Source organism: Kribbella sp. NPDC054772, from assembly GCF_053611945.1.
The window spans coordinates 367,191-385,056 of sequence record NZ_JBSHBJ010000003.1 but is presented as its reverse complement, the minus strand read 5'-3'; the positions used below and the strand labels follow the sequence as shown (position 1 = coordinate 385,056).

At 69.7% G+C, this 17,866-nt stretch carries 19 protein-coding genes; 7 read left to right on the top strand and 12 right to left on the bottom strand.

Annotated elements, in window-relative coordinates; translation table 11 throughout:
* Positions 1-167 precede the first annotated feature (167 nt).
* On the top strand, positions 168-809 hold the full coding sequence (locus ACWGID_RS07365; RefSeq protein WP_452195363.1) for a hypothetical protein: 642 nt from the start codon (positions 168-170) through the stop codon (positions 807-809).
* A gap of 23 nt (positions 810-832) precedes the next feature.
* Complete coding sequence (locus tag ACWGID_RS07360; RefSeq protein ID WP_452195361.1) at positions 833-1,297, top strand: RDD family protein; 465 nt, start codon at positions 833-835, stop codon at positions 1,295-1,297.
* Between the two features lie 27 nt (positions 1,298-1,324).
* Here ACWGID_RS07360 and ACWGID_RS07355 read toward each other — a convergent pair whose 3' ends face one another.
* Positions 1,325-1,543: a hypothetical protein gene (locus tag ACWGID_RS07355; RefSeq protein ID WP_452195359.1), complete on the bottom strand. Its 219-nt coding sequence runs from the start codon at positions 1,541-1,543 to the stop codon at positions 1,325-1,327.
* Between the two features lie 164 nt (positions 1,544-1,707).
* On the opposite strand from ACWGID_RS07355, the gene ACWGID_RS07350 reads away from it, so the two are divergent.
* Entirely contained in the window at positions 1,708-2,211 is a 504-nt protein-coding gene (locus ACWGID_RS07350) for a hypothetical protein (RefSeq protein ID WP_452195358.1), read from the top strand.
* Here ACWGID_RS07350 and ACWGID_RS07345 read toward each other — a convergent pair whose 3' ends face one another.
* Positions 2,212-2,736 carry a potassium channel family protein gene (locus ACWGID_RS07345; protein ID WP_452195356.1) on the bottom strand — a complete coding sequence of 175 codons (525 nt, stop codon included), beginning with the start codon at positions 2,734-2,736 and terminating at the stop codon, positions 2,212-2,214.
* 124 nt (positions 2,737-2,860) lie between these two features.
* On the opposite strand from ACWGID_RS07345, the gene ACWGID_RS07340 reads away from it, so the two are divergent.
* On the top strand, positions 2,861-3,742 hold the full coding sequence (locus ACWGID_RS07340; protein WP_452195354.1) for a YhjD/YihY/BrkB family envelope integrity protein: 882 nt from the start codon (positions 2,861-2,863) through the stop codon (positions 3,740-3,742).
* Here ACWGID_RS07340 and ACWGID_RS07335 read toward each other — a convergent pair.
* On the bottom strand, positions 3,739-4,092 hold the full coding sequence (locus tag ACWGID_RS07335; protein WP_452195352.1) for a winged helix-turn-helix transcriptional regulator: 354 nt from the start codon (positions 4,090-4,092) through the stop codon (positions 3,739-3,741). The genes ACWGID_RS07340 and ACWGID_RS07335 overlap by 4 nt on opposite strands.
* Positions 4,093-4,185: 93 nt before the next feature.
* Between ACWGID_RS07335 and ACWGID_RS07330 the strand changes: the two genes are divergently transcribed.
* Positions 4,186-4,497, top strand: coding sequence for an EthD family reductase (locus ACWGID_RS07330; RefSeq protein WP_452195350.1), 312 nt, complete (start codon positions 4,186-4,188; stop codon positions 4,495-4,497).
* A 10-nt stretch (positions 4,498-4,507) separates the two neighbouring features.
* Here ACWGID_RS07330 and ACWGID_RS07325 read toward each other — a convergent pair whose 3' ends face one another.
* The 5 genes from ACWGID_RS07325 to ACWGID_RS07305 all read right to left on the bottom strand — a co-directional run bounded on the left by ACWGID_RS07325 (position 4,508) and on the right by ACWGID_RS07305 (position 11,844).
* Positions 4,508-5,443 (bottom strand): formylglycine-generating enzyme family protein, encoded by a 936-nt coding sequence (locus tag ACWGID_RS07325; RefSeq protein WP_452195348.1) that lies wholly within the window; start codon positions 5,441-5,443, stop codon positions 4,508-4,510.
* Positions 5,444-5,531: 88 nt separating this feature from the next.
* Positions 5,532-6,626, bottom strand: coding sequence for an AI-2E family transporter (locus ACWGID_RS07320; protein WP_452195346.1), 1,095 nt, complete (start codon positions 6,624-6,626; stop codon positions 5,532-5,534).
* 93 nt (positions 6,627-6,719) lie between these two features.
* A complete protein-coding gene (locus tag ACWGID_RS07315) occupies positions 6,720-9,335 on the bottom strand; it encodes a LuxR C-terminal-related transcriptional regulator (protein WP_452195345.1) in 2,616 nt (871 codons plus the stop codon).
* Positions 9,336-9,469: 134 nt separating this feature from the next.
* Positions 9,470-9,880: a DUF7144 family membrane protein gene (locus ACWGID_RS07310; RefSeq protein WP_452195343.1), complete on the bottom strand. Its 411-nt coding sequence runs from the start codon at positions 9,878-9,880 to the stop codon at positions 9,470-9,472.
* Positions 9,881-10,191: 311 nt separating this feature from the next.
* A complete protein-coding gene (locus tag ACWGID_RS07305; protein ID WP_452195341.1) occupies positions 10,192-11,844 on the bottom strand; it encodes a DUF4091 domain-containing protein in 1,653 nt (550 codons plus the stop codon).
* Between the two features lie 145 nt (positions 11,845-11,989).
* Between ACWGID_RS07305 and ACWGID_RS07300 the strand changes: the two genes are divergently transcribed.
* Positions 11,990-13,111 carry a S1C family serine protease gene (locus ACWGID_RS07300; protein ID WP_452195339.1) on the top strand — a complete coding sequence of 374 codons (1,122 nt, stop codon included), beginning with the start codon at positions 11,990-11,992 and terminating at the stop codon, positions 13,109-13,111.
* A 16-nt stretch (positions 13,112-13,127) separates the two neighbouring features.
* On the opposite strand, the gene ACWGID_RS07295 is transcribed toward ACWGID_RS07300, so the two are convergent.
* From ACWGID_RS07295 to ACWGID_RS07285, 3 genes are all read right to left on the bottom strand, one after another.
* On the bottom strand, positions 13,128-13,610 hold the full coding sequence (locus tag ACWGID_RS07295; RefSeq protein ID WP_452195338.1) for a DUF1269 domain-containing protein: 483 nt from the start codon (positions 13,608-13,610) through the stop codon (positions 13,128-13,130).
* 88 nt (positions 13,611-13,698) lie between these two features.
* The gene (qcrC, locus tag ACWGID_RS07290; protein ID WP_452195336.1) at positions 13,699-14,577 is read right to left on the bottom strand and encodes a cytochrome bc1 complex diheme cytochrome c subunit; all 879 of its coding nucleotides are present in this window, start codon (positions 14,575-14,577) and stop codon (positions 13,699-13,701) included.
* Between the two features lie 76 nt (positions 14,578-14,653).
* Positions 14,654-15,184, bottom strand: coding sequence for a hypothetical protein (locus ACWGID_RS07285; protein ID WP_452195334.1), 531 nt, complete (start codon positions 15,182-15,184; stop codon positions 14,654-14,656).
* A 156-nt stretch (positions 15,185-15,340) separates the two neighbouring features.
* On the opposite strand from ACWGID_RS07285, the gene ACWGID_RS07280 reads away from it, so the two are divergent.
* Complete coding sequence (locus tag ACWGID_RS07280) at positions 15,341-16,594, top strand: amidohydrolase (RefSeq protein ID WP_452195332.1); 1,254 nt, start codon at positions 15,341-15,343, stop codon at positions 16,592-16,594.
* 3 nt (positions 16,595-16,597) lie between these two features.
* Here ACWGID_RS07280 and ACWGID_RS07275 read toward each other — a convergent pair whose 3' ends face one another.
* Complete coding sequence (locus tag ACWGID_RS07275) at positions 16,598-17,767, bottom strand: hypothetical protein (protein ID WP_452195330.1); 1,170 nt, start codon at positions 17,765-17,767, stop codon at positions 16,598-16,600.
* Positions 17,768-17,866: the final 99 nt, after the last annotated feature.

Below are 17,866 nucleotides of genomic sequence, written 5' to 3'. Positions count from 1 at the left end.
GGTGGTGGCCCCCCCCCCCGCCGCCCCGGCGCGGAGGGGAGCGGGCGCGGCGCCCCCCCCCCCCGGCTTCAGCAGCCCGCTCGGATCAGCCGGTCCGCGCGGGTGGGGCGCGGAAATCGCCCGCGGAGGGTGATGCCGAGGCGGGGTGCGGTGCTGATCATGAGGCCGTGGAGACGACTGAGCAGGCTGGGCAGGAGCACGAGGGGCCGAGGTTCGGCCCGGTGCTGGTGTTCGATGTCGCGGTCGGGCTGTCGAGTCTGGCCCTGGCGACGACGGTGGCCGCCGCGCGCGGCGCCAAGCGGGCCGCGGTCGTGGTCCTCGGGCTTCCGCAGCAGGCCCGGAGCGGCGGCCTGCTGCAGAACTTGGCCCACCGGGGCGAGCAGCAGGAGGACGAACTGAAGACCCGCCTGTCGACGGCCGGTGACGATCTGGTGCGCGCCGTCGTCGACGCGGTACTGAGCCGGATCGACCTGAACGAGGTGGTCCGGAAGTACGTCGACGTGAACGGTCTGGTCCAGGAGGTCGACCTGCAGGAGATCATCCACAGCATCGACCTGGCCGGTCTCGCCGAAGGCGTGATCGCCGAGGTGGACCTGTCCGAGATCATCCGGCAGTCGACCGGTTCGCTGAGCTCCGAGACGGCCCGTGGCGTGCGGATGCAGGGCATCTCCGGCGACGACGTCATCGACGAGGCCGTCGGCCGGATCCGCCTGCGCTTCAGCCGGAAACCCCCGGCCCCGTCGAACGGTTTGAACCCGCCGGGCACGTCGAACACCTCGGGCACGCCCGGTACGTCGGCCGACTCGTGAGCCTGGACCCGATTCCAACCGAAGTGTGGCCGCATCAGGGTCGGCCCGCCGGACTCGTCACGCGGACCGCGGCGGGCGTCGTCGACCTGATCGTGGTGCTCGTGCTGCTGACGGCGGGCTATCTGGCCGTCAACGCCCTGCTGTTCGTGATCAACCCGAGGCACTTCCACCTGCTCACGGTGTCGGCCGTGTTCAGCCGTACGGCGAGTCTCGTCGTACTGGCGGTGTATCTGGCCGCGGCCTGGACGATCACCGGCAAGACCTTCGGCTGCCAGGTGATGGGGCTGCGCGTGGTCAACTCATCGGGTGGGCGCATCCGCGTGTGGGTGGCGCTGGTGCGGGCGATTCTCTACACGCTGTTCCCGATCGGCCTGGTGCTGTGTGTGATGCGCCGCCATCGTTCGTTGCAGGACATGCTGCTGCGGACGCGTGTCGTCTACGACTGGCGCGCCCAGCGCGACAGTCCGGTCATGCCCCCGCCAGACTGACAGGCGGGTCACCCGGATCGGGTGAACTCAACGGCTGGTGCGTCGCGCCGGCGGCACCTGGACCACCTCGACGATCGTGACGCCGAGCGTGTCCAGATGATTGAGTACGCCGGCCAGCGCCGCCTGATCGTCGAGTTCGCCGTGCAACACGGTCTGCGCGGGTTCCGGATCGGCGGACAGCGACGGGAAAACATCGGTCAGTTCGGGCGACAGATCGCCCTTCACCCGGATGACGTAATGAGTCATGCGACTGCCCTCTTCCGCGCTCGACCTTCCGCGCTCGACAGCTCCGACTCTGCTGCCCGGACACCCGCCGGGCATCACCCTTCCCGGGGGAGCGAGCCACTCGGCGACGACTGGAGAATGGCGAGTGCGGGAGCAGCCTGGCCGACTCAGCCGGAGGAGTGTCGATGGCCGGAACGGCGGATCAGCAGGCGTCCGGGCCGCCGGTTCGCGCCTCGGACACGGCCGGTGCGATCTACGGCACGATCGCCGCGATGGCCGTCATCGCCGGTGGCGCGGAACAGCTCTCCGCCGACCGCCTGCTCGCGGTCACGGTCGGGACCCTCGGCGTGTTCTGGCTGGCCCACGTGTACGCCGATGCGCTGGCGCACCACCTGCGCGGGGCGCGGCGACTGGAGTGGAAGGCTATCCGGGCCGCGATGGCCGAGGAGTGGCCGTTGCTGACCGGACCGGTGCCGTGCCTGGTGGTGATCAGCATCGCCGCGATCGGCAACCTCGACCTCGAGCGCTCGGTCCGGGTGGCGTTGTGGGTCGGCGTCGCGCAGCTGTTCACCTGGGGACTCGCGTTCGCCCGGCGGCAACGGTGGGGCTGGCCGGTCGCGGTGACCGCCGGCACCCTGAACGCCACGTGTGGCGTCGTGATCGTCGTACTCGAAGTTCTGATCCACTGATCACCGGCGGCGCTGTTCCGCGCGCTTCTTGGCCTGTCCGGACAGCATCCGGACCAGCGAGCCGACGAACACCACGTTGAAGGCGATCTGGACGAGCACCACGACCCTGGCGATCTGCCCGGCCGCATGGATGTCGCCGTACCCGACGGTGGTCATCGTGGTCACGGTGAAGTACAACGAGTCCGTTTTGGTGTGCAGCCCCGAGATCTCACCGGGCCGGGCCCGCTCGAGCCAGTAGAAGCCGAGCGCGAACACGACGGCGGACATCTCGATCAGGATCAGCAAGGTCTGCAGCCTGACCTCGGTATTGCCGCTGACCTGACGGCGCAACTGAACGGCGATCGTCCAGCCCAGCACGATCACCGCCAGGACGGTCACGACCAGACCGGCCACGAACGGGGCATCTCCGCTGAAGTCGGTCGGCATCGCGTAGTAGGCGACCAGCAATCCGCCGAAGCTGATCACCGGCCGGCGCCAGTCGCTCGAGGTGCCGGTCACCCCCTGACCGACCTGACCCTTGGTCACCGTTCAAGCATCGGTGCCGACCCACCGGCGATCCCTCACCCCGCCCGGATGAGTCCGTCCGCCGCCCGCCCGCCTACCGTCGAAACGCGGGATCCGCCCCGGCAGCAGCGGCGAAGGGTGGCGGATGAAGCGCCAATGGGCCGAGCACCACCTGGTACGGCGAACCGTGCAGTGGGCCGAGCAGACTGTGATCGGGCGGACCGTTGCGGCCGCTCTGGAAATCCGGGTGTACGACCGCGCGCTGACGCTGGCCGGCAAGGCGTTCGTCGCGCTGGTGCCGTTGCTCATCGTGCTGGCGACGCTGCTCAGCGGCTCCGGCGCCCTCGCGCTGGCCGACTTCATCGTCACCAAGTTCGGGCTCACCGGCGCATCCGCCGACGCCGTCAAGTCGCTGTTCGCCCGGCCCCCGTCGACAGGCGGCGGCCTGACGATTCTCAGCGTCATCACGGTCCTGGTGTCGGCCAGCAGCTTCGCACGGTCGATGCAGCGGACGTACGAGATCGCGTGGCACCTCCCCGCGCGTGGCGTGCGCGGAACCCTGCACGGCATCCAGGGCGCCATTCTCGTCCTGGGCCTGCTGACCGCGGTCGCCTATCTGGCCAGCCTTGCCGACAAACTGCCGGGAGGCGTGATTGTCACTCTCGTCGCGGAGACCTGTGTCGCGTTCCCCGGTTGGTGGCTGGCCAGCTGGCTGATGTTGACCCGACGGATCACGTGGCGGCTCTTGTTGCCGGGCGCCATCGCGAGCGCGCTCGGCCAGGTGCTGGTCGGCCAAGCGGGCGCGTACTACGTGCCGCGGCTGATCAACCAGAACGCCGAGCGGTACGGCGTCATCGGTGTCGCGATCGCGCTCATCACCTGGCTGGTGATCCTCGCGTTGCTGATCGTCGCCTCGGCGGTGATCGGGGCGGAGTTCGGCGCCACCCTCGCCCAGCGCGACGAGGCCCGGAAGGCAGCGACACCGACCGATACGGACGACGACGACGACGACAACACCACCACCTAGCGGGCGTCTTCGGGGTCGGCGGCGGTGAGGGTCGCGGCCCACTCCGCGGACCATCGGCCGAGCGGGCGCAGCGCGCGGTAGACGCCGTGACCCAGCTCGGTGAGGGCGTAGGTGGTGTCCGGATCCTGCTCGACGATGGCGGCGTCGAGCAGTTCGGTCAGCCGTTGCCGCAGCACGCTGGAGGACATGTTGTCGCAGCGCTCCTGCAACGCACGGAACCCGACCGGCCCGTTTTGCAGTTCCCAGACGATCCGCAGGTTCCACTTCCGGCCGAACAGGTCGAGGGCGGCCATCAGTGGCCGGCCGGTGCTCGAACCGCGGACCGCCCGTCCCGGTCTGGGTGCCGCCATCTGTCGCTCCGTCCCTCTTGCCGCTTCGATATCCGAAACACTAGCGTAGGTCTCACCGCTTCGATTTCCGAAGCACTTTGAGAGGGGACACTCGTGCACAAGTTGATGGTTCTGTATCCCGAACCCACCGATCCTGACCACTTCCGCGACTACTACGTCAGCAAGCACCTCCCGCTGGTCGCGCGCATGCCGGGCCTGCTTGCGTGGCGCTACAGCTTCGACGTGGCAGCGACGCAGGGAGAGACGCCGTACTTCGCGGTCTTCGAGGCCGAGTTCGCTGACGCTGCGGCAATGGCTGAGTCGCGGGAGTCTCCGCAGGGCCGGCAGGTGGCTGCCGATGTCGCCAACTACGCCACCGGTGGTGTGGTCGTCATGCACTATCCGGTCCAGAACGGCACCTGCTGAGCGCCCGATGTCAGATGGGCGGCTCGGCGCGGGCGCAGCGGAAACCGATGTGGCTCATCGCGGTGTCGACCATCTGTGGGCGGCGGGCCGCCGGCCGGTAGCGCCGGCAATAGCTGTCCGCGCACAGGAACGAGCCGCCCTTGATCACCCGGCGCGGGATCCGGAACTGCGGCTGCGCGGCGTCCATACCGGCCATGCTGGCCATCGCGCCGTCCGGTGAACAACAGACCGGCCCGTTCTCCGGTTCGGATTCGTACCAGTCCCGGGTCCACTCCCAGACGTTGCCGGCCATGTCGTACAGGCCGTACCCGTTCGCCGGGAACGAGCCGACCGGCGCGGTGTACCCGTAGCCCGGGTTCGACCGCCAGGGCAGCTCGCCGTGCCAGAAGTTCGCGAGCCGCTGCCCCGGTCGCTCCGGCACATCACCCCACACGTACGTCGCTCCGTCGAGCCCGCCCCGCGCGGCAGCCTCCCATTGCGCTTCGGTCGGGAGCTCGGCGCCGGCCCAGTCGCAGTACGCGAGAGCGTCGTCGTACGCGATGTGGACGACGGGATGGTCGGCGCGGTCGGCGATGCCCGAGTCGGGGCCTTCCGGACGCCGCCAGCAGGCACCGGGTGTCCACGTCCACCACTGGCTCAGCCGGCGGAGGTCGACCTGTCCGGGGGTGCGCGTGAAGACCAGGGAGCCCGGCTTCAGGTTCTCCTGTGGAGCTCCCGGGAAGTCGGCCGGGTTCAGCGGCCGCTCGGCGACCGTGACGTAGCGGGTGTCCGCGACGAAGGCGGCGTACTGGCGGTTCGTCACCGCGTAGGCGGCGATCCAGAACGGTACGACGTCGACGCGACGGACCGGACGCTCCTCGGGGTGGTGCTGGTCGGAACCCAGGGCGAACGTGCCACCCGGGATGGCGACCCACGCCTGGATGGTGGGCTTGGTCGCTGCCGCCATGTCCGGCTCCTCCCCGAGCGTCTGTGACAACTTTCGCGACGGCCGGGCGGCTCGGGGATCACCCGCCAAGGGTGAGAAAGGTGCACGTTCAACCGGTGGCGGATTCGCCGGTGGGGAGTTCGGCCGGCGGCGGCTCCTCCGGGCGGTTCGACAGCAGCGGGCCGAGCCAGTCCGCGCGCGGATCGACGTCGACGAGCAAGGACCTGACCAGCAGGCTGAGCGGGATCGCGAGCAGCGCGCCGAGCGCACCGAGCACCCAGGCCCAGAAGACCAGCGACAGGAACGTCAGGGTGGTCGAGAGACCGACCGCATCGCCGACGAACTTCGGTTGCATGATGGTCTGGATGACCAGGTTAGCGAGGCAGTAGACCACGATCACCGCGAGTGCCAGCGACCAGCCGCCGGCGAGCAACCCGAGTACCGCCGGTGGGATCAGGCCGATGACGAAGCCGATGTTCGGGATGTAGTTCGTGATGAACGCGAGCAGTCCCCACAGCACCGGCACCGGAATGCCCAGCAACCACAAGGCAATGGTGTCCACGACCGCGACGATCAGTCCGAAGACGGTCGACACGACGAGGTACCGGCGAGTCCCGTGGGCGAACGAGAGCAGCCCGTCGACCAGCGTCGGCTTCGAGGCGCGGACCCGGGACAACAACGCCGGGAACGTCCCGGCATCCATCGTCAGGAACAAGACCAGGGTGAGGATGAACGCCAGACTCGACACGGTGTCGAGGACCGTGCCGAGCAACGCCTGCACCAGATTGGCGACCTTCCCGAAGTCGAGGGCGCCAAGGAGGTCGTGCACCTGCCCGGAGCCGATGCCGGCGTCGGCGAGCTTCGACGCGAGGGCGGCGACGCGGTCGTCGAACTCGTCGGCGTACGTCGGCAACAGGGTCGCGAACCGCGCTGTCGCGATCACGAGCGAGAGACTCAGCGCGAGCAACAGGCCGTAGACCGCGACGACGCAGATCGTCGAGGCGGCCCACCCCGGCAGGTGCAACCGTTCGAGCCACCGGCGTACCGGATGGACGACGATGGTCAGCACCAGCGCGAGGAAGATCGGGCCGACGAACCCCGCCGCGGTCCGGAGCCCGCCGATCACCACCACGGCGGCGGCGAAGGTCCCGAGCACGATGAGGCCGCGCGGAAACCCTGGGCGAGCGTCGACCGAGCGCGCCATCGAGATCCTCCGAGTCCGGCGACCTTTGCCACAGTGTTGGCCGCGGGCGGACTCCTCGATTCACCCACCACGGATGAACCGGTGACGCATCGTCTAGAGCAGGCCGACCGTGCGCGCGACCCGCAGCGCCACGGAGCGTTTCTCCACGCCGAGCTTCCGGTAGAGCGACATGAGGTGCGTCTTCACCGTGTTCTCGGTGATGAAGAGCGCCTGGGCGATCTCGGTGTACGAGCTCCCCAGCGCCAGCTGATCGAGTACGTCGGCCTCGCGCGCGGTCAGGCGGATGGTCGCACCGTTGATCACCGCCTCGAGGCGCCGGGGCGGTGCGGCCGGGGCCTGGTCCGTGGGCCGGGTCATCAGAGCGATGGCGCCGGTGTTCCAGGTCGCTCGGTGCCGCGACAACTTGTCCAGGGCAACCGACGCGAACGGATGCGCGCGGGGGCTCTCGGCGCACCGGCGCAGCAGATCCATGAACGTCGGTTCGAGACCGGCCATCGCCAGCGGTTGCAGCAGGTGCTGCGGCGCGATGTCCGTCAGCAGAACGCTCAAGGCCTGTTCAGCCGCGGCCGTGTCGCCGACGCGGATCAGCAGGATGACCCGGAACGCCTTGGCCGCCGCGGCCAGTGTGGGATGCAGACACGGATCGGCCAACGCGGCGTCGATGGCCTCCAGGGTGCCTTGCGGGTCGTCCGTCACCAGGGAGCCGACCGCGCGCAGCAGTGCCGCCTCCGCGAGGTTTCCGGACTCTTCGAGGATGCCGACCTGCGACTCGGCCGCGGGACGGTCGTCGACCAGCAGCGCGACCCACAACCGCAGCAGCGCCAGATCACGCACCACGAAGGACGGCAACTGCCCGGCCGCCGGCGGATCGGAAGCCAGCGCGAGGCGTGCCTCGTCGAGACGGCCGTCCTCGATGACGTTGACCGTGCGCATCATGTCCCGCAGCGCCGTGACGACCGGGTCGGAACCGGGCACGTCGGCCTCCGTCACGGTCCGGCTCCAGTCCCGAGCGTCGTCGAGGTCGAGCCTGCTGAGCGCAGCGAGTCCGAGAACCACCTGCGCCCGTACGACGTGCTCCTCCGCGAGACCGTACTTCGCCGCGCTGTCGAGCGCCGCCTCGGCCGAGCGGGCGGCACTCTGGACTTGACCGCGCACGAGTTGCACGACCGCGCGATGCGCCTGACCGGCCGCCAGGAGCTGCCGGTGCCCGGCCATGCGCGCGGTCACGGCGACCTCGTCGAGATGGCCGAGTGCGTCATTGAGTCGATCCGCCGTCGTCTCCGCCGCCGCGAGCTCCAGGAGCACCCAGGCCAACCGCTCCAGCCCGAGAATCGCCCGGTGCTCGCCAGGACTCGCGGCCCGCTCGACGAGCAGTGTCGCGCGCCGGATCGCGTCGTCGACGTCGTACCAGCCGTAGCGCGACTCCCACAGGCGCAGTACGGCGACATCGGCTTCGAGCGCATCACTGCTCGGGCCCGATCCGTCCGTCACTTCGGCAGCGGCTGCCGCGTCCATGACGGCGCCCGTGAGGTCACCGGTGAAGCGCCGCAACAGACCGCGGACACCGGCCAGCTGCAGGTGTGTCTCGACGTAGTTGTCCGGCAGTACGTCGAAACCGCTCGCGACCAACGCAATGTCGCCGGCGGCAAGCAACGCCGGACCGTGCGCCAGGAGCAGCTCGGCAACCACCCCCGGATCGCTCGCACCGAGCGCATTGGCCAGCGCGGCGGTCGCATCACCGTGATGCGCGTAGTACGCCGCCGCCCGGCGATGCGCCGCGACGACTCGCTGACCGTCGTGATCGTTGCCGACCGCCCGCCGCCTGAGCAGCTCGACGAGCAACGGGTGATAGTCGTACGTCGGCTCACTCCCGAACCCGTCCGAGTACGCGGTGACCAGCAGACCCTGGACGCAGAGATCGGCGAGAATCGCGCCCGCGTTCGGATCCCCGCTGAGCGCCGCCGCGAGCTGCGCGGTCACCTCATGCTGCTCGAACGTGCTGAGCAGGACTCCTTGCACGCGTTCGTCAAGAGTGTCGAACGTTTCACCGAGAAGGAGATCCAGCACCGGCCGCTCGGTCAGCGCCGGCGGCGGGCTGTCCCCGGAGACGGCGAACGCCCGGGCGGCCAGCACCAGCGCCGCCGCCCAGCCCGAGGTGGTCTCCTGCAGCACTCGGATGTCGTCCTCGCTGACCCCGTCGGCGTGCGCGTGCACCAGCGCCGCCGCCTCGTCGTCGGTGAACCTGAGGTCGCGGGACCGCAGGATCGACCCGAGTCCGCGCAACTCGAGCTCGGAGATCGGGAGCGGCAGGTCGTACCGGCTCGCTATCAGCAGCCGGACGTCGTACGGCGTGGTCGACAGCAGCTCCGCCAACCGCAAGATCACGGCCGGCGGCAACAGGTGCGCGTCGTCGATGATGACCAGATCGGGGCTCGGCGCGGGGTCCGTCCCGAGCAGGGCGGCCAGGTGGCCGGTGTCATGACCGGTGACCCAGGCAACGGACCGTTCCTGGCGGGCGGCCCAATCGGCCAGCAGGACGGTCTTGCCGGTGCCGGCCGGCGCGACCAGCATCGTCAGCGGCAGCCGCGATCCGTGGTCGAGGGCGGTGTGCAGCCGCCGGCGCGTCACGAGACTGAGCGGTGGCTGCGGACTCTGTCCGAGGCCGGCAGCTACCGCTCCGTCAAGTTTCTCCCCAGGCTGCGGGGTCATCGCCCGTCCGCCTTCCCCAGGGGAGGCGCCGCCACCCGAACGGCCTGCTCCGCCTCCCCGCGTTGCCTTCGAGACTAGACCGTCGGAGATTTTCCCGGGAGGGGTCGGCGCAGGGAGGGGGCGTCGCCGCCCGCTCAGGTACGGATCGCGCCCGGCCGGGTCAGCGCCCAGATCACCCAGATGTCGAGTGCGATCAGGACGAGCGACCAGAACGGGTAGTACGGGATGAAGAAGAAGTTCTCCACCGCGCTCAGCACCACCAGGAACAGGGCCGCGATCCCGGCCCAGGTGGTCCGCCGGTACACCCCGACCGCGACCAGGATCAGCAGCACCCCCAGGATCAGATGGATCCAGCCCCACGCCGTGGTGTCGAGGTTGAACGTGTAGCCGCGGACGACCACGAAGAACTCGTCGTTGATGACCGCCACCAGCCCGGTGATGACGTGGAAGATACCGATGATCAGTAGCATCGTCGCGGCGAACGTCATACCACCGATCGCCCAGCCGGAGACGGACTCTCGCGTCCCCTCGGTGTCCTGGCTCATTGCGTCCCCCTCAAATGTGTCGCATCTGAGCAGACGTTAGAACGCTCCGCATCCGGCCGACTCACCCTCGACGGATGATGCGCGGGATCACGCGGAGTGGTCGGATCAAGGGTGTGGACGGGACGGCCCCCGTAGTGCCCGGGACGGCCTGAAGTCCAGGGGGAAGACCGATGCCAGGAGGGTCGGTGACCGCCGAAATCTGCCGCCGGCAACGGCCGCGGGCTCGGCATCTTGCGGTGGGGGATCGCGTACAGGGGCGCACGTCTTCCACCGCAGGTGCCGTGCGGTGTCCGCCGCACGGCACCATGCGGTCAGCCGGCGCTGTCCGACAGTGCCTCGGTCATGCGCCGGCGGGCCGTGTAATAGTGCTCCGGCTCGAGCACCGGCCGGTCGAAACGCAACGTCCGGTCGGGATCGACGATGTCCAGTGCCGCGGCATCCCCGTGGGCGGCGCGGACGGCCTGCAACGCCCGGTGGTCCCACATCGCCTGCGCGAACACGCGGTACCGGATCGACGGCCACGGAGTCCCGTCCGGACCGGGGTAGACGGCGAAGGGGTCGCCGGCCGGGAACGCGCCACCGGCCGAGGTGTCGGTGAACGGGTCCACCCGCCGGATCGCGTGCCAGGTGTACCAGAAGTTGAAGCCCCAGTGCAGGAACCCGTCCACACCGGACGCGAAGAGCTGGTGCCCGATCGCACGGTTACGCGCCGAAGGCATCCCGATGAAGCGGTTCGCCACGTCGCGGTCCTGACTGACGCAGTAGTACACCCACAGGCGCTCCGGACGCTCCGCGAGAAACGGCTCCACGTGATTGGTCGCGACGACAGGCAGGGGTACGGCGCCTGAGGTGTAGAACGAGTGCTCGCTGAGAGCATCGACGATCGTCCAGCCCTTCAGCAGATCGGTGACGACCGCTTTGGCGGCGAGATAACTCGCCAGTCCGTCCTCCCCGGACGGCTCGTCGGAGATGTGGAAGACCACGTGCTCGCGGTCCCACTCCTCATCGAGCACCGCCTGCAGCGCGGGCAGCAGCGCCTCCATCAGAGCGCGGTACCGGGTATCGGTCGCCGACACGTCCCACCCGAAGGCCCGCTCGCCGTTCACGACGATGCCAGGCGTGGCCCGCGCTCCCCACTGGGTGAACAGATGCGCGACCTCCACGCCGGTGATCCCGGTACGGCGGCACAGCTCGAGCCAGCGCCGCAGCCTGTCGAACCCGAACCGGTACCCCGCATCGGTCGCCGTGATGTCGACCAGCTGTACGACGGTCCGGTACGAATCGATCGCCGTGTCGAGCGGCGGCGTCCAGACCGGCGCGAGCAGCGACGTCGCACCCATGCCGGCCGCCGAAGCCATGAAGCGCTCGACGATCGTCCAGTGCTCCTCGCTGAACACCTCGACGCCGTAGTGATCCGCGAGCGCGTCCAGGTGCATCCAGTGACTCGACACGATGTCGAGCGGCGGCAGCTCGATCCCAGAGATCTCGACGGTGACCGGCGCGCGGTGCAGCTCGTCGCCGTCGGGCGAGGTGATCACGACTGTGAGCTCGTGGACGCCGGCCCGGGCGGGGTCGGTCGTGGCGACGTCGAACCACAGCGCTCCCCAACTGCCGAACCGCACCGGCGCCTCGCCGTCCGGCACCGGGCGCAACAGGTCCGGGTACAGCCCGGGCTCGTCGAACTCGTAGCCGTCGTCATGTCCCGGCAGCGCGACGAAAGCGCACGGCACGAGGTCCACGCTCGACACGGTGACGAGGTCGGCCGCCGTACCCTCGAGGGTCGCGCGGAGCGGGCGCGGGTCCCGGAAGGCCGGGTCGAGCGGCGGGCGGTACGCGAGCTGGAAGGACACCGGCTCCCCGAGGAAAGCCTGGAACCGGGTCTGCGCGGACGCCGGCCGCGGGTCCCGGACCGGGTGCACCTTCACCAGTGCGTCGCAGAGAACGAACTCCCATGTCGCGGTCACCGAGGACCACTCCTTCCACCGCCGGGCTGCGTGATGTTGGCGTCAATCATGCAGATTCGTGCAGCAATACACAACGAGCCGTCTCACCCGCGGTGGGTGAGCAGGCGGCTCGCGCGCGACCCTAGGCTCGCGACGGGAGGTCGCGATGTCCCAGACCGACGGCGGACCGCACGAGACCCCGGTCAGGTCCGGCCCGAGCCGGCTCCTGATCGTTGCCATCGCGGAAGGGGCGATCGTCGCCGGGCTCGTCATCGCGCTGATCGTGGTCGCCGTCCGCAACAACCGGAACCCAGCCTCCGCGGCCTCGGGAACCAGCAGCACCGACGCCAGTACGGCGATGTGCGCCGCGATCCCGGTCGCGCAGCAAGTGCTGCCCTCGATCGTCACCATCTCGGCGAGCAGCGGCGCGCAGGCCGGTACCGGCTCGGGCCAGATCTTCCGCGACGGCGGCTACATCCTCACCAACGACCACGTGATCTCACCGGCGGCGTCCGGCGGCAAGGTGTTCGTCCGGTACAGCGACGGGCACAGCGTCGACGCGACCATCGTCGGGCGCGACCCGGGCACCGATCTCGCCGTACTCAAGGCTTCCGACGAGTCGAAGGACTACCCGGTGATTGGCGTCGGCTCGTCGGCCGCTCTGCAGGTCGGCCAGCCGGTGGTCGCACTGGGCGCGCCACTCGGGCTGGCGAGCACCGTCACCTCGGGCATCGTCAGCGCGCTCGACCGGTACGTGCCGGTCCCGGGCGAGGGCGTCACGCACCACCTGATCGGCGCCATCCAGACCGATGCGGCGATCAACCCCGGCAACAGCGGCGGCGCGCTGGTCGACTGCGCCGGGAAACTGGTCGGGGTCAACGCCGCGATCGCGACCGTGCCGAACTCCGCCGGCGTCGGTGGCGGTGGCAGCGTGGGGCTCGGGTTCGCCATCCCGGTCGATCTCGCCGGCCCGATCGCCGACGAACTGATCCGGACCGGCAAACCGGGCCACCCGACCACCGGCCTGCAGGTTCAGGAGATCCCGCCCGCGGTGGCGCAGGCATCGGGCGCCCCGACCGGGCTGTTCGTGCTCGCCGCGACCGGGCCCGGAGCGCAGGCCGGGCTCCGGACCGGCGACGTGATCACCGAGATCGACGGGAAACCGGCCACCAGCAGCGAACAGATCGTGGTCGCGACGCTGACGCGCAAGGCCGGTGACACCCTCGATCTCACCTATGTCCGGAACGGGGCCTCGAAGACCACCACGCTCACCCTGGCCGCCCAATAGTCGGCCAGTAGCCCAATCAGCTTCGCAAGGCCTCGACGAGTTCTTCCTCGCGTTCCTTCGTGAGGTTGGTCTGGATGATGGTCGGGTTGAACGGCTTGAGCGCGTCGATGACCCGGTCCACCGTCGCCGACCGTGCGAGCAGGAACACCGCCGCGTGACCGACCTGCAGCTCGCGACCCACCTGCTTGATCATGTCGTCGCTGATGCCGACATCGGTGAGCTTGCCTGCCACCGCACCGGTGGCCGCGCCGACCGCCAGACCGGCGAGCGGGTTGAGGAAGATCAGACCGATCAGGGTCCCCCAGAGCGCACCGCCGGCCGCCCCGGTGGCGGTCATGTTCATCGTCTGGTGAATCCGCACCTTGCCCTTGTCGTCCTTGTACGCGTACGCCGCGTCGTCGCGCTGCAAGAGCTGCTGCTTCGCCAGATCCTCGGTCACCTGGAGAACGCGTTCGGCGTCCTCGCGGCTGTCCACTCCGAGCACCACCAGATGGGTCATGTCGAACTCCTCGAGGCCAGGGCGCGGCCCAGTTGCCGCGCTGGACGCCTCATCCCATCAACCCGGACCGGGCACCGGCTTCCTCCGATTAGGGTGACTCCTCCGGAGGATCGGTACCGGATTCCTTCGAGTGGTGCACACGGGGTACCTTCGCGCCGATCCAGACGGCGACCACGACCAGCAGCCCGATGCCGATGAACCAGCCCCACAGGCCCTCGGAGACCGGGCCGAGCCGGCCGAGCCCGAGTCCGCCCGAGTCCTTCTGCTGCTGCAGGGAGACGACGTAGGCGATGATGTCCCGCTTGTCGCCGGGGGTCAGGACCGGGTCGGAGAAGACCGGCATCTGCTGTGGACCGGTCAGCATCGCCTCGTACATGTGCTTCGGAGAGGTCTGCATCAGCGAGGGGGCGTACTTCCCGTTCGGGAGGGCGCCGCCGCGTCCGGCGAAGTTGTGACAGGCCGTGCAGTTGGTGCGGAACAGCTCACCGCCCCGGGCGATCCCCTCGTCGGTGACCTTGCTGACGTCGTACTCCTCCGGGGCTGGAATCGCGGGGCCCGGTCCGAGCGAGGCGACGTACGCCGCCAGCGCTGCGATCTCCTCGTTGGTGTACACCGGGGGCTTCTGCGGGATCTGGGCCCCGGGCTGCGTGGCGGGCATCCGCCCGGTACCGACCTGGAAGTCGACCGCGGCCGCGCCGACACCGATCAGCGAGGGACCGGTCAGGTCTCCGGCACCGTTGGTGCCACCCTGCGCGAAAGCACCGTGACAGCTCGCGCATCCGACCGCGAACAGCAGCCTGCCCTTCTCGATCTGCTCCGAGTTCGGGCCGGCCGCACCCGCCGTGCCGCGCGGCACCAGAGCGGTGTACCCCAGGCCGACCGCGACCAGGGCCGCGCCGATCGCGATGACCCGGCCGAGCGACGCCCGGCGCCACGGCCGAGCGGCCCTGTTGCCCGTGTCCCCCATCTCCGCACCTCCCCGGCTGCCGCCGGACCAGCCAACCCCGTCTCAGAGCGTTTGTGATCCCCCGAATCGGGTGAGATCACTTGGCGCCGGCTCGACGCGTGTCGCGTTTCGTCTGCCGGCGGGCGCCCATCGCCCGCGTGGACGCGTCCTTCTTCAGCCCACCGGTCGTCTTGACCGTCCGCGGCCTGGTCATCCGCGCACTCGTCTCCGCCTGGGCCGGCGTCTCCGGCTCGGCCACCCGCATCTCGGGCCCGCCGGCCTTGGCCTGCCGCGCCGCCTCGAGCCGCTCGCTGCGCAGCTCCATCGACGACCGTCTGGCGGCCGCCGCGACCTCGCGGCTCACTTTCGCCAGCGCCGACTCGAACAGCTCAGCCTTGTCCCGGGACCGCTGGTTCACGGGGTACGACATCCCGCGCCCACCCGCCGGCCCGACCGCGGCGCTCGCGGCCCGCCGATAGTTCTTCAGGTACTTCGTCCGCGCCCGCCGCACCCGGTCGTGCAGCGCCAGCAGCTGGTCCTCGTCCAGCCCCTTCAGCGCGTCTCGCTCGGTCTCGGCCACCAGGAGCCGCTCGGTGTCCGTCAACGAGTTCAGCAAACCTTGGTTCATCGCAGTCTCCTACTCGTCCTCTCGCAGACTACGTGCGCGACGCACCGGCGTCGAGGGCCGGAACGTCCCGCACGCAACAGGTGGCGCAACGGTTGGCTAAGGCAACTACTGCTACCAGGGTTGCACGAACGGTGTCCGGAGGAACACCCTGAGAAGATGACGACCGATGGGTTGACCGACGGCCTGGCGGCCATCCGCGACGAACTCGCCGAGTTGTACAAGGAACTGCACCGCACCCCCGAACTGTCCCTGCAGGAGACGCGGACCGCCCGATTGCTCGCGCAGCAACTCCGGGACGCCGGGGTCGACGAGGTCGTCGAGCAGGTCGGCGGCACGGGCGTGGTCGGCGTGATTCCCAACGGCGACGGCCCGGTGGTGATGCTGCGGGCGGACTTCGACGCGTTGCCGGTGCTGGAGAAGACCGGGCTGCCGTACGCGAGTTCGGCCCGAGCGGTGGATCGCGACGGGAACGACGTACCGGTCATGCATGCCTGTGGGCACGACATGCATGCCGCCTGCCTGGTCGGCGCCGCGAATCTGCTGGTCCGGTCCCGGGAGTCGTGGCGCGGGACGGTGCTGGTGGTGTTCCAGCCCGCCGAGGAGCTCGCCGTGGGTGCCCGGAACATGGTGGACGACGGCCTGTTCGAGCGGTTCCCGAAGCCGCAGATCGTGTTGGGGCAGCACGTCGGGCCGCTGCCGGCCGGGATGATCGGATACGGCACCGGCCCGGTGATGGCGGCGGCGGACTCGGCCAACGTCACGCTGTACGGGCGTGGTTCGCACGGTTCCCGGCCCGAGGCCGCGATCGACCCGGTGCTGATGGCCGCGCATGTCGTGACCCGGCTCCAGAGCATCGTCGCCCGCGAAGTACCGCCGGCGCAGTCCGCCGTGGTGACCGTCGGCCGCCTGCAGGCCGGCACCAAGGACAACATCATCCCCGAGACCGCCGAGCTCGGGATCAACATCCGCACCTACTCGGCGGAGAGCCGCGACCTGGTTCGGGCGGCCGTCGAGCGCATCGTCCGCGCCGAGTGCCAGGCCAGCGCCGCGCCGCGCGAACCCGACATCGAGTGGTTCGCCAGCGCGCCGGTCCTGATCAGCGACCCGGAAGCCACCAGGACGACGATGGCCGCCGTCACCGAACACTTCGGCCCGCAACGCATCCAGCCGATCCCGGTCGTGAACGCCAGCGAGGACGTCGGAGTGTTCGGCGAGGTCCTGAGCGCCCCCACCGTCTTCTGGTTCTGGGGTGGCCTCGATCCCGCGATCGCCGTACCCGCCTTCACCGAGGGGCGCGAGGACGACCTCCCCAGCAACCACTCCCCCTACTTCGCCCCCGTCATCGAACCGACCCTCAGCACCGGCGTCGAAGCCCTGACCGTCGCCGCCCTGGCCTGGCTCGACTCCTGAACCTCAGCCCTGGAGCCGGGTCGTGGACAGTCCGCACGGATCACACCAGAACCCGAAGACGAGGACCCGCTCCCGGCCGACCGTGGTCGCGGCCAGGAACGGCATGAAGCGACCGCAGTCCGGACAGATCGGATGGGTCTCCGGCGTCTGCCAACGCGGCAGTCCGCCGATCTGGTGATGGTCCGCTGTCGGTACCGCGGGCATCGTCACGCCGGTCTGGTTCGGATGCACCGCCAGCACCATCGAGCGTTCGGCGCTGGGGACGGACGGGCCTTGCGGATTGAAGAAGACCTTCGTTCCTTCGTCGCTGAGGCGTACGACGATGACGTCGACCTCATCGCATTCACAGGTGAACCAGAAGAACGACGGGTCCCGACTCAGCTCGTAGGGCAGGTCGGCCGCGGACAGGGTGAGGACCCGAGCGGCCGGCGTACCGCAGTCGGCGCACAAAGGGACGTCACCTGGAAAGGCACCACCGACCACGTGGCTGCCGACGCCCTTGTCCGCGAGGAAACCCAGGTAGGCCGGCCGGATGCCCGACGGGCGGTCGCTGTCCGGCATCCGCCCGGCCAGCGGCATCAGCCACTCCCAGTCCTCGGGGTTGTCGACGTCGTCCCGGACGGAGGCGATCAGGTCCGCGGCGTGCTCGGTGCGGATCAGCGCCAGCTTCCACAGGTGGTCGAGATCCCGCTCGTTCTTCCACCGGTCCAGCAACGCGTCAGCCACGTCGTCAGCGGCGCCGGACAGCGTCGCCTGCGCGATGAACGGATTGTCGATCCCGTCGGCGAAGGACCGGAGCCGTTCCGGGAAGTACGTCGCGATCGCGAACAGGACCGAGGAGTACGGCGTCCGCGCGCCGAGCTCGGCGTGGTGGTTCCGGATGATCCCGTCCAGCACGTCCGCGGGCAGCCACGGAACCAGTCGCGCGGCGGCGGGTGCGAGCTCGGGAACGCTCAGCAGTCGTCGCGCCGCGCGGAGCTTCTCCTCCGCGGCGCCAGGGATCCGCTCGAGGTACGCCGCGACGTACTCGGCGATCGCTCGGTCCTCGGTGCCCTCCAGACAGTCGGCGGCCACGCCGGGACCGTGCGGAGCCAACAACGCGGTGATGCGCTCGTCGCGGTCGCGGACCGTCAGGTCGGGATCGGCCGCGATCCGTTCGATGCTGTCGAGCACTCGGGCACTCCTCGGGGTTGCCAGCAGGGTTGCCGATTGTCGCAGCGTGCGGGGTCTTGTCGGCGCGGTCGTTTACGGTGGATCTCCCGTGGCGGAGGA

What these genes read in the sequence shown, in the direction of transcription:
- ACWGID_RS07355 (WP_452195359.1), bottom strand. Translation starts at nt 1,543, where the DNA reads ATGACTCATTACGTCATCCGGGTGAAGGGCGATCTGTCGCCCGAACTG.
- ACWGID_RS07350 (WP_452195358.1), top strand. Translation starts at nt 1,708, where the DNA reads ATGGCCGGAACGGCGGATCAGCAGGCGTCCGGGCCGCCGGTTCGCGCC.
- ACWGID_RS07340 (WP_452195354.1), top strand. Translation starts at nt 2,861, where the DNA reads ATGAAGCGCCAATGGGCCGAGCACCACCTGGTACGGCGAACCGTGCAG.
- ACWGID_RS07335 (WP_452195352.1), bottom strand. Translation starts at nt 4,092, where the DNA reads ATGGCGGCACCCAGACCGGGACGGGCGGTCCGCGGTTCGAGCACCGGC.
- ACWGID_RS07325 (WP_452195348.1), bottom strand. Translation starts at nt 5,443, where the DNA reads ATGGCGGCAGCGACCAAGCCCACCATCCAGGCGTGGGTCGCCATCCCG.
- ACWGID_RS07320 (WP_452195346.1), bottom strand. Translation starts at nt 6,626, where the DNA reads ATGGCGCGCTCGGTCGACGCTCGCCCAGGGTTTCCGCGCGGCCTCATC.
- ACWGID_RS07315 (WP_452195345.1), bottom strand. Translation starts at nt 9,335, where the DNA reads ATGACCCCGCAGCCTGGGGAGAAACTTGACGGAGCGGTAGCTGCCGGC.
- ACWGID_RS07310 (WP_452195343.1), bottom strand. Translation starts at nt 9,880, where the DNA reads ATGAGCCAGGACACCGAGGGGACGCGAGAGTCCGTCTCCGGCTGGGCG.
- ACWGID_RS07300 (WP_452195339.1), top strand. Translation starts at nt 11,990, where the DNA reads ATGTCCCAGACCGACGGCGGACCGCACGAGACCCCGGTCAGGTCCGGC.
- ACWGID_RS07295 (WP_452195338.1), bottom strand. Translation starts at nt 13,610, where the DNA reads ATGACCCATCTGGTGGTGCTCGGAGTGGACAGCCGCGAGGACGCCGAA.
- qcrC (WP_452195336.1), bottom strand. Translation starts at nt 14,577, where the DNA reads ATGGGGGACACGGGCAACAGGGCCGCTCGGCCGTGGCGCCGGGCGTCG.
- ACWGID_RS07285 (WP_452195334.1), bottom strand. Translation starts at nt 15,184, where the DNA reads ATGAACCAAGGTTTGCTGAACTCGTTGACGGACACCGAGCGGCTCCTG.
- ACWGID_RS07280 (WP_452195332.1), top strand. Translation starts at nt 15,341, where the DNA reads ATGACGACCGATGGGTTGACCGACGGCCTGGCGGCCATCCGCGACGAA.